12 protein-coding genes are annotated in these 12,695 nt (G+C 60.5%); 5 read left to right on the top strand and 7 right to left on the bottom strand.

The genetic code is table 11. The features are described from left to right. Window positions 1–60: 60 nt before the first annotated feature. Genes M2394_RS29965 through gnd form a run of 3 tightly spaced genes read right to left on the bottom strand, consistent with a single transcriptional unit; the run spans window position 61 to window position 3,385 of the window. Complete coding sequence (locus M2394_RS29965) at window positions 61–885, bottom strand: HAD family hydrolase (protein WP_178919605.1); 825 nt, start codon at window positions 883–885, stop codon at window positions 61–63. After that, the gene (gene zwf, locus M2394_RS29960; protein WP_178919604.1) at window positions 882–2,405 is read right to left on the bottom strand and encodes a glucose-6-phosphate dehydrogenase; all 1,524 of its coding nucleotides are present in this window, start codon (window positions 2,403–2,405) and stop codon (window positions 882–884) included. Before zwf ends, M2394_RS29965 begins: the two co-directional genes overlap by 4 nt. Next, window positions 2,402–3,385 carry a phosphogluconate dehydrogenase (NAD(+)-dependent, decarboxylating) gene (gene gnd / locus M2394_RS29955; RefSeq protein ID WP_259175783.1) on the bottom strand — a complete coding sequence of 328 codons (984 nt, stop codon included), beginning with the start codon at window positions 3,383–3,385 and terminating at the stop codon, window positions 2,402–2,404. Before gnd ends, zwf begins: the two co-directional genes overlap by 4 nt. A 271-nt stretch (window positions 3,386–3,656) precedes the next feature. Here gnd and M2394_RS29950 point away from each other — a divergent pair, with 271 nt between their 5' ends. From M2394_RS29950 to M2394_RS29935, 4 genes are all read left to right on the top strand, one after another. Further along, the gene (locus M2394_RS29950) at window positions 3,657–3,833 is read left to right on the top strand and encodes a DUF6026 family protein (protein ID WP_178919583.1); all 177 of its coding nucleotides are present in this window, start codon (window positions 3,657–3,659) and stop codon (window positions 3,831–3,833) included. A gap of 162 nt (window positions 3,834–3,995) precedes the next feature. Further along, the gene (locus M2394_RS29945; RefSeq protein WP_259175782.1) at window positions 3,996–5,738 is read left to right on the top strand and encodes a phosphoethanolamine transferase CptA; all 1,743 of its coding nucleotides are present in this window, start codon (window positions 3,996–3,998) and stop codon (window positions 5,736–5,738) included. 129 nt (window positions 5,739–5,867) lie between these two features. Next, on the top strand, window positions 5,868–8,105 hold the full coding sequence (locus tag M2394_RS29940) for a TonB-dependent siderophore receptor (protein ID WP_259175780.1): 2,238 nt from the start codon (window positions 5,868–5,870) through the stop codon (window positions 8,103–8,105). A 151-nt stretch (window positions 8,106–8,256) separates the two neighbouring features. Further along, window positions 8,257–8,478, top strand: coding sequence for a hypothetical protein (locus M2394_RS29935; protein ID WP_178919601.1), 222 nt, complete (start codon window positions 8,257–8,259; stop codon window positions 8,476–8,478). A gap of 89 nt (window positions 8,479–8,567) precedes the next feature. Here M2394_RS29935 and M2394_RS29930 read toward each other — a convergent pair whose 3' ends face one another. From M2394_RS29930 to M2394_RS29915, 4 genes are all read right to left on the bottom strand, one after another. After that, window positions 8,568–9,059 carry a GNAT family N-acetyltransferase gene (locus M2394_RS29930; protein ID WP_178919600.1) on the bottom strand — a complete coding sequence of 164 codons (492 nt, stop codon included), beginning with the start codon at window positions 9,057–9,059 and terminating at the stop codon, window positions 8,568–8,570. A gap of 150 nt (window positions 9,060–9,209) precedes the next feature. Then, window positions 9,210–10,331 (bottom strand): cell division protein ZapE, encoded by a 1,122-nt coding sequence (zapE, locus tag M2394_RS29925; protein WP_259175777.1) that lies wholly within the window; start codon window positions 10,329–10,331, stop codon window positions 9,210–9,212. Window positions 10,332–10,346: 15 nt separating this feature from the next. After that, a complete protein-coding gene (locus M2394_RS29920) occupies window positions 10,347–10,682 on the bottom strand; it encodes a nuclear transport factor 2 family protein (RefSeq protein ID WP_178919598.1) in 336 nt (111 codons plus the stop codon). A gap of 51 nt (window positions 10,683–10,733) precedes the next feature. Beyond that, window positions 10,734–11,450: a YafY family protein gene (locus M2394_RS29915; protein ID WP_259175774.1), complete on the bottom strand. Its 717-nt coding sequence runs from the start codon at window positions 11,448–11,450 to the stop codon at window positions 10,734–10,736. A gap of 159 nt (window positions 11,451–11,609) precedes the next feature. Between M2394_RS29915 and M2394_RS29910 the strand changes: the two genes are divergently transcribed. Beyond that, a complete protein-coding gene (locus M2394_RS29910) occupies window positions 11,610–12,656 on the top strand; it encodes an aldo/keto reductase (RefSeq protein WP_259175772.1) in 1,047 nt (348 codons plus the stop codon). Window positions 12,657–12,695 lie beyond the last annotated feature (39 nt).

The following is a 12,695-nucleotide window of genomic DNA, read 5'->3' as shown; positions in this document are numbered from 1 at the left end:
TGCTGTAACTTGCGCCCAGGGTTTAAAGGGGCGCAAGTTCAGTGTTAGTGCGAAAGCGTTTTAGTGTGCTGACAGAATAAAACGCTCGATGGCCTCTGCCGCGCCATCCTCGACATTGCTGCCGGTCACGACAGTGGCTTGGCGCTTGACGGTTTCTTCGGCCTGGCCCATGGCAATCGACAACCCGGCCACATGAAACATCGCCGGGTCGTTCCCGCCATCACCTATGGCCATGGTTTGCTCAAGCGGCACGCCAAGGTGCGCCGCCAGCGTCTTCAGCGCCTCTCCTTTGTTGGCCAGCATGGCGGTCACGTCCAGGTACACCGGCTGTGAACGCGATACGTGGGCCAGGCCGTGCACCTTGGGCTGCAGTTGCGCTTCGAGTTCGACCAGCAATTGCGTGTTGTTGCTGGCCGCGACGATCTTGTCGACGCGATCCAGGTATGGCTCGAAACTCTCGACCACGCGCGGTCCGTACCCCAGGCCATCCGCTTCCCGCTTGACCATCGGGCCAGGTGGGTCACGGCGCAGCCATTCGCCATCGGCAAACAGCCAGACCTCCACATCAGCCTGCGGCGTGAACAACGCCAGGGTCACCAGCGCCGCCTCTGCCGGCAGGTAATGGGCAACGAGCACGCTGCCATCGGGATTGATCAGCGTGCCGCCATTGAAACCCGCCACTGGCACATCGATACCGAACGCCTCGACCATCTGCAACATGGCGCGCGGCGGTCGCCCGCTGGCCAGGCTGAAGAACACCCCGGCATCGCGCAGGGCGCGCACTGTGTCGAGGGTGCGCTGGCTGGGCGTGTGATCGGGATGCAGCAAGGTGCCGTCCATGTCACTCAATACAAACCGGATGGGATGGATCGCTGCGTCACTCATCCGAGGCTGTGCCAGGTACGGCCATCGCGAGCCAACAACGCATCGGCGGCGGCCGGGCCATCTTCACCCGCCTTGTAGGCCTGGATGCCATCGTCTTCCTTCCACGCATCGAGGAACGGCTGCACCGCACGCCAACCGTTTTCAATGTTGTCGGCGCGTTGGAACAAGGTCTGGTCGCCGGTCATGCAGTCGTAGATCAGGGTTTCATACCCGGTCGACGGTTGCATCTCGAAGAAGTCCTTGTAGTCAAAACCCAGCTCGATATTGGCCATTTCCAGGGTCGGTCCAGGCCTTTTGGCCAGCAGGTCGAACCACATGCCTTCATTGGGCTGGATCTTGATTTTCAAGTAGGTGGGCTTGAGCTCATCCACATCGGTATCGCGAAACTGTGCGTAAGGCGCAGGCTTGAAGCAAATCACGATTTCGGTGTCGCGCACGCTCATGCGCTTGCCGGTGCGCAGGTAGAACGGCACGCCGACCCAACGCCAGTTGTCGATCATCACCTTGAGCGCCACGAACGTCTCAGTGCTGCTGTCCGGCGCCACGTTGGCTTCTTCGCGGTAACCCGGCAGTTGCTTGCCACCGATTTCACCAGCGGTGTACTGGCCGCGCACCGAGTTCGCGCGAGCGTCCTCCAGCGACCATGGCCGGATTGCACCGACCACCTTGGCCTTTTCACCGCGCACCGCGTCGGCACCAAAGGCCGCAGGCGGCTCCATGGCCACCATGGCGAGCAGTTGGAACAGGTGGTTGGGCACCATGTCCCGCAGGGTGCCGGTCTTCTCGAAGAAGTTGCCCCGGGTTTCCACGCCGACGGTTTCGGCGGCAGTGATCTGCACGTGATCGATGTAATGGTTGTTCCAGAACGCCTCGAACAACACGTTGGAGAAACGGCTGATCAGGATGTTCTGTACCGTTTCCTTGCCCAGGTAATGGTCGATGCGATAGATCTGCTTCTCGCTCATCACCTTGAGCAGGCATGCATTGAGCGCCTCTGCGGTGGCCAGGTCGGAACCGAAAGGTTTCTCGATGACGACACGGCGAAACCCTTCCTCGGTTTCCGCCAGCAGGCCGGCGCTGCCCAGGCGCTGCACTACTTCACTGAAGAAGCGCGGTGCAGTGGCCAGGTAGAACACGGCGTTGCCGGTGCCACTATCGGCGATTTTCCGAGCGATGTCGGCATAGGTGCTGTCGTCGAGGAAGTCACCCTCGACGTAGCTGATGCCTTTGGCCAACTGCGCCCACAGTTCCGGGTCCAGGGCGTTCTCGGCATTGCCACGCACCTTGCTCGCGGCCTCGGTGCGAATGAAATCCTCGAGCTTCTTGGCGAAGTCCGCATCGCTGATGGCGTTGTGGTCAACGCCGACAATGCGCAGGCCGTCGCCCAGCAACCCGTCACGGCTGAGGTTGTACAGCGCCGGCATGAGCAGGCGCTTGACCAGGTCACCATGGGCACCAAACAGAAACAGGGTGGTGGGTGGAGCGGGTTCGGCCTCTGGTTTCTTGCCGTTGGCGGTCATTTTTTGGAAGTCTCCACATGGCCGCCAAAGCCGAAGCGCATGGCAGAAAGCATTTTGTCACCGTAGGTGCTCTGCTGGCGCGAACGGAAACGCGCAAACAGCGAGGTGGACAGCACCGGTACCGGCACCGCCTGCTCCATGGCGGCTTCGATGGTCCAGCGGCCTTCACCGCTGTCAGCCACGGAACCGGAGTAGCCGTCGAGTTTCGGATCGGTGGCCAGGGCGTCGGCCGTCAGGTCCAGCAGCCAGGACGAGACCACGCTGCCACGACGCCACACTTCGGCGATGTCCGCCACATTGAGGTCAAAGCGCTGGTCTTCCGGCAGGTTGTCCGAGTTTTTGGTCTTGAGGATGTCGAAGCCTTCGGCGAACGCCTGCATCATCCCGTACTCGATGCCGTTGTGGATCATCTTGACGAAGTGCCCGGAACCCGCGGGGCCTGCATGGATGTAGCCTTGCTCGGCACGCGGGTCGGCGCTGGCGGAACGGTCCTTGGTGCGCGGGATGTTACCCAGGCCTGGCGCCAGGCTCTTGAAGATCGGGTCGAGGCGCTGCACGGTCTCGGTGTCACCACCGATCATCATGCAGTAGCCGCGTTCCAGGCCCCAGACGCCACCGGAGGTGCCCACGTCGACATAGTGCAGGCCCTTTTCTGCCAGGGCCTTGCCACGACGCACGTCATCCTTATAGTTGGTGTTGCCGCCATCGATGATCACGTCACCGTCTTCCAGCAGCTCGCTCAGTTCATTGATGGTGTCTTCGGTGGGTGCGCCAGCAGGCAGCATGACCCAGACGGCGCGAGGCTTCTGCAGCCCGGCGACCAGGGCTTTCAGGTCGGAAACGCCAGTGGCGCCCTCTTCGCTCAGCCCTTTCACAAAGGCTTCGTTACGGTCGTATACAACGGTGGTATGCCCATTGAGCATCAGGCGCCGCGCAATGTTACCGCCCATGCGGCCTAGTCCGATAATCCCCAGTTGCATGTGCTGATGCTCCTAACTACTCAATAAATGTGTGACATAGTTTATAGCGCAATGAGGCTAATGAGGGTTAGTCCAGAGCGGATCCGTGGAGTTTCATGACAAAAAGTTGCCATCGTTTCACCATCACGGCATGAAAAGTCACACGACCACCAAAAATAAAAAAGTTCCATTGCTACAAAAAAGAATTCAGAATTGCTTCCGACTGCTGCCGAGAACCTCGACTCAAGCGTTCTGGCACACCGCGACACACCGGCTATTTGCGAGGTAAGCAATGACCACTGCACAGATGACCCGTCCGCCACAGACCCTCTACGTCACTATCCGTCGCGATGAGTTGCGCCAGTTGAAAGACGAACGCGATCAACTGCAGCAAGAAGTCATGCGCCTGCGCTCACACTTGCAAGCCCAGCTCGCACAGCCCTCCGGCACCCAGCCCGCGCTCTGCTGAGCCGCGCCGTGAGCGGCTCGTAAGATAATGACTACATAAATCTCACGAACTTTTCACACCCCCCTCCCGATACTCCCGCCCGAAGGGCCACCCCATGCAAGGGTGGCCTCTGTTGCGTGCACCCTTGCGCGTCAGCTGAGAATTTTTGGGTTGGAGCGCTGGATGGCGATGTTCAAACGCAGCACCACGTCTGCGAAAAGTTTTGATTGGGCGGGCCTTGGCTGGCTGTTCCTGTTCTTCTGGTACTTCTCGGGCATTACCCAACTGCTTATCCAACTGACCGGCACTTCCGGCTTCAGTGGGTTCCGCCAAGCGTTTTTCATGAGCGCGCTGTGGTTGGCGCCGATGTTGTTGTTCCCACGCCGCACCCGTTTGCTTGCCGCCTTGATCGGCGTGGTGCTGTGGGCCTGCTCCATGGCCAGCCTGGGTTACTTCTTCATCTACCAGCAGGAATTTTCGCAAAGCGTCATCTTCATCATGTTCGAGTCGAACATCTCTGAAGCCGGCGAATACGCAACCCAATACTTCGCCTGGTGGATCGTCCTGGCGTTCATCGCCCATACCGCCGTGGCGGTGTTCCTGTGGAGCCGCGTGCGCCCGGTGTACCTGCCCCGCGGCCAATCGATGCTGGCGGCGACAGCAATCGTGCTGGCTGTGGTGGGTTACCCGCTGGTCAAGCAGATCGCCACCAGTGACAACATGGAGCAGGCCATCGACCGTTTCGAAACCCGCATCGAACCTGCCGTGCCTTGGCAGATGATCGTCGCGTATCGCCGCTACACCGAGCAGTTGGACAACATGCAAGGCATGCTGACCAGCGCCAGCCAGATCCCGCCCCTGAAGAACCTCAAGGACACCATGGCAGGCCAACCGTCGACCCTGGTGCTAGTGATCGGCGAATCCACCAACCGCCAGCGCATGAGCCTCTACGGCTACCCGCGCAACACCACGCCAGAACTGGACAAGTTGCGCGACCAACTGGCGGTGTTCGACAACGTCATCACCCCGCGCCCCTACACCATCGAAGCGTTGCAACAGGTGCTGACCTTCGCCGACGAAGAAAACCCGGACCTGTACCTCAAGACGCCGTCGATCGTCAGCGTGATGAAACAGGCCGGCTACAAGACCTTCTGGATCACCAACCAGCAGACGATGACCAAGCGCAATACCATGCTCACGACCTTTTCCGAACAGGCCGACGAGCAGGTGTACCTGAACAACAACCGCAACCAGAACGCCCGCCAGTACGATGGCGATGTACTCGAACCCTTCTCCAAGGCCCTGGCCGATACGGCCGAGCGCAAGTTCATCGTGGTGCACCTGCTGGGTACGCACATGAGCTACCAGTACCGTTACCCGCCGACGTTCGACAAGTTCACCGACCGCCAGGGCGTGCCGGCCGGCATCAGCGACGAACAGTTGCCGGTGTACAACAGCTACGACAATGCGGTGCTGTACAACGATTTCGTGGTGTCGAGCCTGATCAAGGATTACGCCAAGACCGACCCCAACGGCTTCCTGCTGTACCTGTCCGACCACGGCGAAGACGTCTACGACTCGGCCGGCCACAGCACGCTGGGGCGTAACGAAGGCAAACCCACGGCGCCGATGTACACCATTCCGTTCATGGCCTACGCCTCGCCGAAATGGCGTGAAACCCACGACTGGAGTTTCGCCAGCGACCTGCAACGCCCTTACAGCAGCTCGCAATTGATCCACACCTGGGCCGACCTGGCCGGGCTGAGTTTCGATGAGTGGGACCGCAGCAAGAGCCTGGTCAACGTCAGCTTCAAGCCGCGACCGCTGATGATCGGCAACCCTTACGAGCGCCAGCAGAAAGGCCTGATCGATTTCAGTCTGATCAAGCCGAAGAAGGCCGATGCGTCAGAAGTCGTCCTCAAGTAACCGCGGCGCTTGGCAGCAGAAAGATAACAATCATTCTCGTTTAAACCTAAAGTTCCACGCCTCCTTTCGTCTTTGAGCCAAGGCCTTTCCTTTCTGGAAGGCCGCAAAGACGACAAGGAGTCTGCCGCGATGTTCGCGCCTTTTACCCGTTCCATGACGTTCTCCCTGAGCCTGGCCGGCGCCTTGCTGAGCCCGGACCTGCTGGCCGAAACCGACCCCGAGCACACCCCGACCAAAGCGCTGGAGCTGGGCAGCACGAGCATCACCGCCGAAGGCCTGGGTGCCATCACCGAGCACACCGGGGCCTACACCACAGGCTCCATGAACACCGCCACGCGCCTGAACCTGTCCCTCAAGGAAACCCCGCAATCGGTCTCGGTGATCACCCGCCAGCAGATGGACGATTTCAACCTCAATACCCTCACCGACGTCCTGCGCCAGACCACCGGGGTGACCGTCCAGCATCTGGATTCGGACCGTGCCGGCTACTCTTCCCGGGGCTATTCGATCAGCAACTACCAGGTCGACGGCATGCTCAGCACCTTCGGGCGCATGAAGTCCGATGCCGACACCATCATCTACGACCGCATCGAGGTGGTACGCGGCGCCACGGGCTTGACCACCGGCGCAGGCGACCCCTCGGCCACGGTCAACATGATCCGCAAGCGCCCCACCGCCCAGTGGCAGGCCAAGACCGGCGTGAGTGGCGCCAGCCATGACAACTATTACAGCTATGTGGATGTGGGCGGCCCCCTGGCCTTCGACGGGCGGCTGCGCGGGCGCACGGTGCTGGCATACCGGGACAGCCAGTCGTTTCGCGACAACTATGCGCTGCAACGGGAAGTCGGCTACGGCATTCTCGAAGGCGACCTGACAGACGACACCGTGGTGGCTGCCGGCTTCGACTACCAGAACAAACATGTGCAGGGCACCTCTTGGGGCACCCTGCCCTACTGGAACAGCGACGGCAGCAAGGCGCGGCTGTCGCGCTCGGCCAACATGGCGGCTGACTGGAGTTCCTGGCCGCTCAAGGACAAGACGACCTTTGCGTCCATCGACCACAGGTTGTCGCCGGACTGGCGCTTGAAAGCCGCCTACACCCACCGGCAAAGCGACTCAGACGGCAAGGTCTACTACGGCGGTGCCGGGTTCCCCAACCCGGACGGCAGAGGGATGACCGCCTGGGCCAGCCAGATGGTGGGCACCTCGAAAATGGACGTGGCGGACTTCAGCCTCACCGGCACCTACACCCTGCTCGGGCGCGAGCATGAACTGATGGTGGGCTACGGCGAGTCCGAACAACGCGACAGCGCCCCGTACCAGCGCAACGGCCTGCCCGCCAGCTACCTCACCATCGAAGACTGGAAGCACATGGGCGGCATCGGCAAGTTCGCCGACCGTACCACCGGCCTCAAGGGTGCGCACAGCAGCAAGACCCAGAAAGCCGGCTACCTTGCCACCCGCCTGAGCCTGACCGAGCGCCTGCATGCCGTGCTCGGCAGTCGTTATGGCAGTTGGGAGATCGAAAGTGTCGAACCCGCCTACGACAGCAGCAACCAGTTGACCGGTTCGACCAAGACCCGCCAGACCCACAATGACATGCTCACGCCCTACGCGGGCCTGCTCTACGACATCACACCCGAATACACGGTGTACGCCAGCTACACCGACATCTTCAACCCGCAGGACGAGCGCGATGCCAACCGCAAATACCTGGAGCCGGTGGTGGGCAGCAACTACGAGGTCGGTCTCAAGGGCAGTCTGCTCAACGAACGCGTGAACCTGGCCACTGCGTTCTTCTGGAGCACCCAGGACAACGTTGCCGAACTCGATAGCACGGTGCAACCAGACCCGGACACCGGGGAACAGTTCTACAAATCCGGCGGCAAAGGCAACAAGGTGCAAGGGTTTGAAGTGGAGGTGTCAGGGGAAGTCATGCAGGACTGGAACCTCACGGCGGGCTATACCTACACCCACTCACGCAACGGCGACAATCAGCGCGCCAACACCAGCCAGCCATTGAACCTGCTGAAGGTCTCCACCGCTTACCGCCTGCCGGGAGAGTGGCGTGACCTGACCGTGGGCGGCGCCGTGAATTGGCAGAGCGACTTCTATGACCTTGCCGGGCGCCCGACGGGTGGTCGCGACGCCGACGGTAACCTGCTCACCGAACCCACCCGGATCACTCAGCAGGCGTACACCGTGGTCAACCTGATGTCACGCTACAGGTTCGACGACCATTTATCGGCCTCGCTCAATATTAATAATCTATTTGATAAAAAATATTACGAGCGCGTCGGGTTTTATAACGGCGTGTATTGGGGAGACCCGCGTACTGTCACGCTGGCGCTCGACTGGAGGCTGTAAAAGCATTCAACCAAGGCTTCCAAACTTAACAAAAACGTTAAGGTTGGAAGCCATTCTATTAAGCCTGACTTAATCCTCCCTCCACATAATCGGCCCCACGAGTCTGATCCGAGTGAACAGACACCGATCACACTATATGGGAATACCGATGATGAAACTTTCGACTTTGATGCTTGCCGGACTGATGACCCTGACCTCCGTTGCCGCCTTTGCAGAAGGCGGTTCAGAGCGTTCTAAGGAGTTCTACAACAACTTCACCTTCGTTCAGCAGAAGCTTCACGGTACCACCGATCAAACAGCCATCGCCGATGGCAAGAGCATGAAAAAAGACAGCGCCGATCAATCCAGCGCCGAGCAACAACCGAACTCCTGATTCAACCGTAATACCCTCTGCCATTCCGCTCCTATGGCTAAGGTCTACTTGGCGCCACTGTGTGGCGCCTTTTTTTTGAACTTTATTTATTAAAGCGGTTTATTCCAGAACAACATGCGGCCATAAGCAGGATCAAACTTTGAGTCATCAAAACCAAACTTTCGATAAGCTGCCTGCGCCACTTCATTACCCTCAAGCACTTCCAGGGTGATCTTGCAGCAACCGCGTTGGCGGGCGATTTCCTCGACCTTCTGCAGCATCTTCTGGCTCAGCCCCAGGCCTCGAAACTGATTCATCACCACCACATCGTGGACGTTGACCAGTGGGCGACAGGCAAACGTGGAAAACCCCTCGAAGCAATTGACCAACCCCGCCGGCTCACCACCGACGAACGCCAGCACGCTGAATGCATGGGGACGCTTGGCCAGTTCGGTGGGCAGTTGCTGCAAGAGGTCGGCCGGCAAGGCATGGCCACCGCCCATCGGGTCTTGCGCATAGTGATCGAGCACTCGACCGATGGCCTCGGCGTGCACAGGGTTGGTGTAGCTGGCTTGCAGCACCAGAACGTCTGGGGTGTCCATGGCCTTCCTCGATAACGACAACCTGGGAGTCGATTCCCTTTTAGGGGCACGATTGTAAGCGTGGCGTCGGCAGTAGATGAAGACGATTTACCAGAAATACGTGCCAGAAAGTGCAAAAACTGGGCGCACCCAAAAAGCACGCACGGTGTTTCAAGCGGATTTTTCCGACATCCCAAAGCGCTGCAGCTGCATCTCTTGCAGACGGCTCAAGGTGCGCCGGAAGGCAAACTCCAGATAACCTTCGGTATAGAGCGCTTCAAGGGCAACCCTGGCTTCGATGAACAACGGCACCTTGCGGTCGTAGCATTCATCCACCAGCGCAATGAAACGCCGCACACTGTCGTCGTGCACCGACAACTCCGGCAACTCACGGTCGCCCGCCACCACCCGCTGAGCACCGTCTTCGGTGCCACGGGCAATCCGCCCCGGACGCTTCTGCGCGCTAAGGTTGGGCACCTCCCCCAACAGGATCGCCTGGAAGCGGTCACACAGCAGCATGAAATCCATGGCGGCAAAAGGCTGCTCGCACAGGTCGGCGTAGCGGCACCACAGCACCGTCTCGCTGGCCTGCACGGCCACAATCGTGCGATAGCCGACGGTGACCGGCCCGCTGCGCACCGCCTGCCCTGGGGTCAATTGCTGGAATACCCTGGCGAGGGCGCCTGGCTCGTTCACCCAATAACGCTGCACACCCTCCCCCGGATGCAGACGGTGATCCTCACCCCCATCCACCGCCACCACCTGCATGTGTTGCTTGATGGCCGCGATCCCCGGCAAGAAGCGTTCGCGGTTGAAGCCATCGGCGTACAACTGGTCGGGTGGCTGGTTGGACGTGCAGACCATCACCACGCCCTCGTCGAACATCACTTGGAACAAGCGACCGAGGATGATTGCGTCGCCGATGTCGTTGACGAACAGCTCATCGAAACACAACACCCGCACTTCCCGGCTCAGTTCGCGGGCCAGCGCCTGCAGCGGGTCCGATATGCCCGTGAGCTGGAACGAACGCTGGTGCACCCAGCCCATGAAGTGGTGAAAGTGCTGGCGCCGCGCGGGCACCCGCAGGCTTTGGTAGAACTGGTCCATCAGCCAGGTCTTGCCCCGACCCACCGGCCCCCACAGGTAAACCCCGGTGATCGGTGAGCGCCCTTGGTGCAAAGCCTCGTGACAGGCTTGCAGGGCCTGCACCGCCCGGCGCTGGGCGTCGTCGGCAACAAAACCCTGCTGGGCGATGGCGTGTTGGTAAGCGGCGAGCGGGGAGTCGAAAGTCATGGGCGCCAGTATGGCTTACAGCGAGATGTCCAGGCGCGAAATCTTGCCCTGCTCGTTCAGGCGAAACGTATAGCGAAGCTCCAGCGGGCTGCCGGGGAAGTTGCCGGACACCACGTTGCTGACCAGCACCTTGCCCGTGCGGTGCTGCACATTGAGCACTTCGACCCGTGGCTGGTAACGGCGCCCCGTGTCTTCCATCCAGCGTGCAATGGCGGCCGTACCCACCTGATGCTCGCCCTCGTCGAACACGTTGGCATCGTCGGCAAAACACTGGGCAACAGCTGAAGTGTCGCGCGTATTGGTCGCCGCAATGTAGGCCAGGATGGCCGGGGCCAATTCAGGAAGAGACATGACACAGCTCCTTTTTGATGATTTATGGCGCCATGCTAAGCCAGGGTTGTGTCAGTTTTTGTCAGGAGTAAACGGGCCGTCGTGCTGCTGCTCCATCAGCTTGCGCCAGCCCCGCAACAGGTCGCTGCGCCGCCCCGGGTAGCGTTCACCGGTAGTTTCCGCAGCGGCCACGCGGTCGGTGCGAAAGGTGCGATAGGCCCCGCGCAATTCACACCAGGCCACAATCACGCGCACCTCATTGAGAAAACCCAAGGCCAACGGCCACACCAGGCGCTGGCTCTGGGATTGGCTGGCGTCGGCGTAGTCGATATGCAGCTTGGACTGGTTGCGAATGGCCTCGCGGAACACGTTGAGCGGCACCCGGTTTTCCGGGTAGCCAAAACCCGGCGGGCCGGGCAACAACGTCGGGTTGCGCAGGGCTTCCTGAGCGGAAGGGTCGAGCACGTCGGCGATCTTTGCCAGGGCGTTGGCGGCGGCACGGCTCAGCACGTCGTCGCCGCGCTGGTCCACGTAGCGCAAGCCGAGCACGATGGCTTCGGTTTCCTCGGCATTCAGCATCAATGGCGGCAGGAACAGCCCACTGCGCAACACATACCCTACCCCGGCCTCACCGAAGATCGGCGCGCCCAGAGCGGTCAACTCGGCAATATCGCGGTACAGCGTGCGTTCGGACACTTCCAATTGTTCGGCCAACACGGCGGCCGTCACCGGGCGTTTCTTGCCGCGCAGGGCCTGGAGCAACGTCAGCAATCTTGTGGTACGTGACACGGTGATCCCGCCGAGAAGAAAAACGTGCCGCAGCTTAACAGAGCGCCCTGTCAGAAAATGTCAGCAGTAAAAAAGCCCCTTGACCAAATAAATTACCGCGATCATATTATTTAAATGTCACCAAACATTTAAACAACACCTGAGCGTCAAGGAGTGTGTATGCGCAATAAAGTCTTTGGCCGCCGCAGCGGCCTGCAGGTCTCGGAACTGGCATTGGGCACGGGGAATTTTGGTACGGGCTGGGGGCATGGCGCCGAGCGAGACGAAGCCAAGCAGATGTTCGATGGCTACCTTGAGGCCGGCGGCAACTTCCTCGATACCGCCAACGGCTACCAGTTCGGCCAGGCGGAAGAATTGCTGGGCGAGTTCATTGCCTCCGAGCGTGACAACCTGGTGGTCGCCACCAAATACACCCTGCGCACCCAACCAGCCGATGCCGACACGATCAAGATCGGCAACAACCGCAAGAACATGGTGCGGGCCGTGGAAGAAAGCCTCAAGCGTCTGAACACCGACCACATCGACCTGCTCTGGGCGCACATGAGCGACAACGTCACACCCATGGAAGAGATCCTGCGCGGCTTCGACGACCTGGTGCGTGCAGGCAAGATCCACTACGCCGGCCTGTCCAACTTCCCCGCCTGGCGCATTGCCCGTGCCGACCTGTTGGCGGAAGTGCGCAACTTTTCACCCATCATCGGCATCCAGGTGGAATACAGCCTGGCCGAACGCACCGCCGACCGCGAATTGCTGCCGATGGCCGAAGCCCTGGGCCTGGCCGCCACGCTGTGGTCGCCGTTGGGTGGCGGTTTTCTCACCGGCAAGTACCGTGAAAGCCAAGGCGATAACCGCGCCAACAAGCTGGGCATGCTGATCCACGCCGAGAAAAGTGCCCGCGAAACGGCAGTGCTCGACACCCTGCTGGCAGTGGCCGCCGAACTGGACGCCACGCCGACCCACGTCGCCATCGCCTGGCTGCGCGAGAAAGCCCGACGCTCCACCACCGCGCTGATCCCGATCCTCGGCTCACGCACCCGCGCCCAGCTGGACGCCACCCTCGGCGCCCTGAATGTGGTGTTATCTGCTGAACAGGTGACGCGCCTGGATACCGCCAGCGCGATTCCATTGGGCGTGCCCCACGGCATCATCGCCGAACGGTTCCCGGTCGATAATCTGCTGGACACCCCACGGCCACCGGTTATTTGAGACAAAAAAAACGGCCCGAACGGGCCGTTTTTCATTACA

This window comes from Pseudomonas sp. BIGb0164, from assembly GCF_024810135.1.
Taxonomy (GTDB): Bacteria; Pseudomonadota; Gammaproteobacteria; order Pseudomonadales; family Pseudomonadaceae; genus Aquipseudomonas.
Note: the sequence above shows the minus strand (reverse complement) of the source record. Positions and strands in the feature narration are given on the sequence as shown.

Excerpts from the sequence above, each read along its gene's own strand:
- M2394_RS29965 (WP_178919605.1), bottom strand. The coding sequence starts at position 885 with ATGAGTGACGCAGCGATCCATCCCATCCGGTTTGTATTGAGTGACATG.
- zwf (WP_178919604.1), bottom strand. The coding sequence starts at position 2,405 with ATGACCGCCAACGGCAAGAAACCAGAGGCCGAACCCGCTCCACCCACC.
- gnd (WP_259175783.1), bottom strand. The coding sequence starts at position 3,385 with ATGCAACTGGGGATTATCGGACTAGGCCGCATGGGCGGTAACATTGCG.
- M2394_RS29950 (WP_178919583.1), top strand. The coding sequence starts at position 3,657 with ATGACCACTGCACAGATGACCCGTCCGCCACAGACCCTCTACGTCACT.
- M2394_RS29945 (WP_259175782.1), top strand. The coding sequence starts at position 3,996 with ATGGCGATGTTCAAACGCAGCACCACGTCTGCGAAAAGTTTTGATTGG.
- M2394_RS29940 (WP_259175780.1), top strand. The coding sequence starts at position 5,868 with ATGTTCGCGCCTTTTACCCGTTCCATGACGTTCTCCCTGAGCCTGGCC.
- M2394_RS29935 (WP_178919601.1), top strand. The coding sequence starts at position 8,257 with ATGAAACTTTCGACTTTGATGCTTGCCGGACTGATGACCCTGACCTCC.
- M2394_RS29930 (WP_178919600.1), bottom strand. The coding sequence starts at position 9,059 with ATGGACACCCCAGACGTTCTGGTGCTGCAAGCCAGCTACACCAACCCT.
- zapE (WP_259175777.1), bottom strand. The coding sequence starts at position 10,331 with ATGACTTTCGACTCCCCGCTCGCCGCTTACCAACACGCCATCGCCCAG.
- M2394_RS29920 (WP_178919598.1), bottom strand. The coding sequence starts at position 10,682 with ATGTCTCTTCCTGAATTGGCCCCGGCCATCCTGGCCTACATTGCGGCG.
- M2394_RS29910 (WP_259175772.1), top strand. The coding sequence starts at position 11,610 with ATGCGCAATAAAGTCTTTGGCCGCCGCAGCGGCCTGCAGGTCTCGGAA.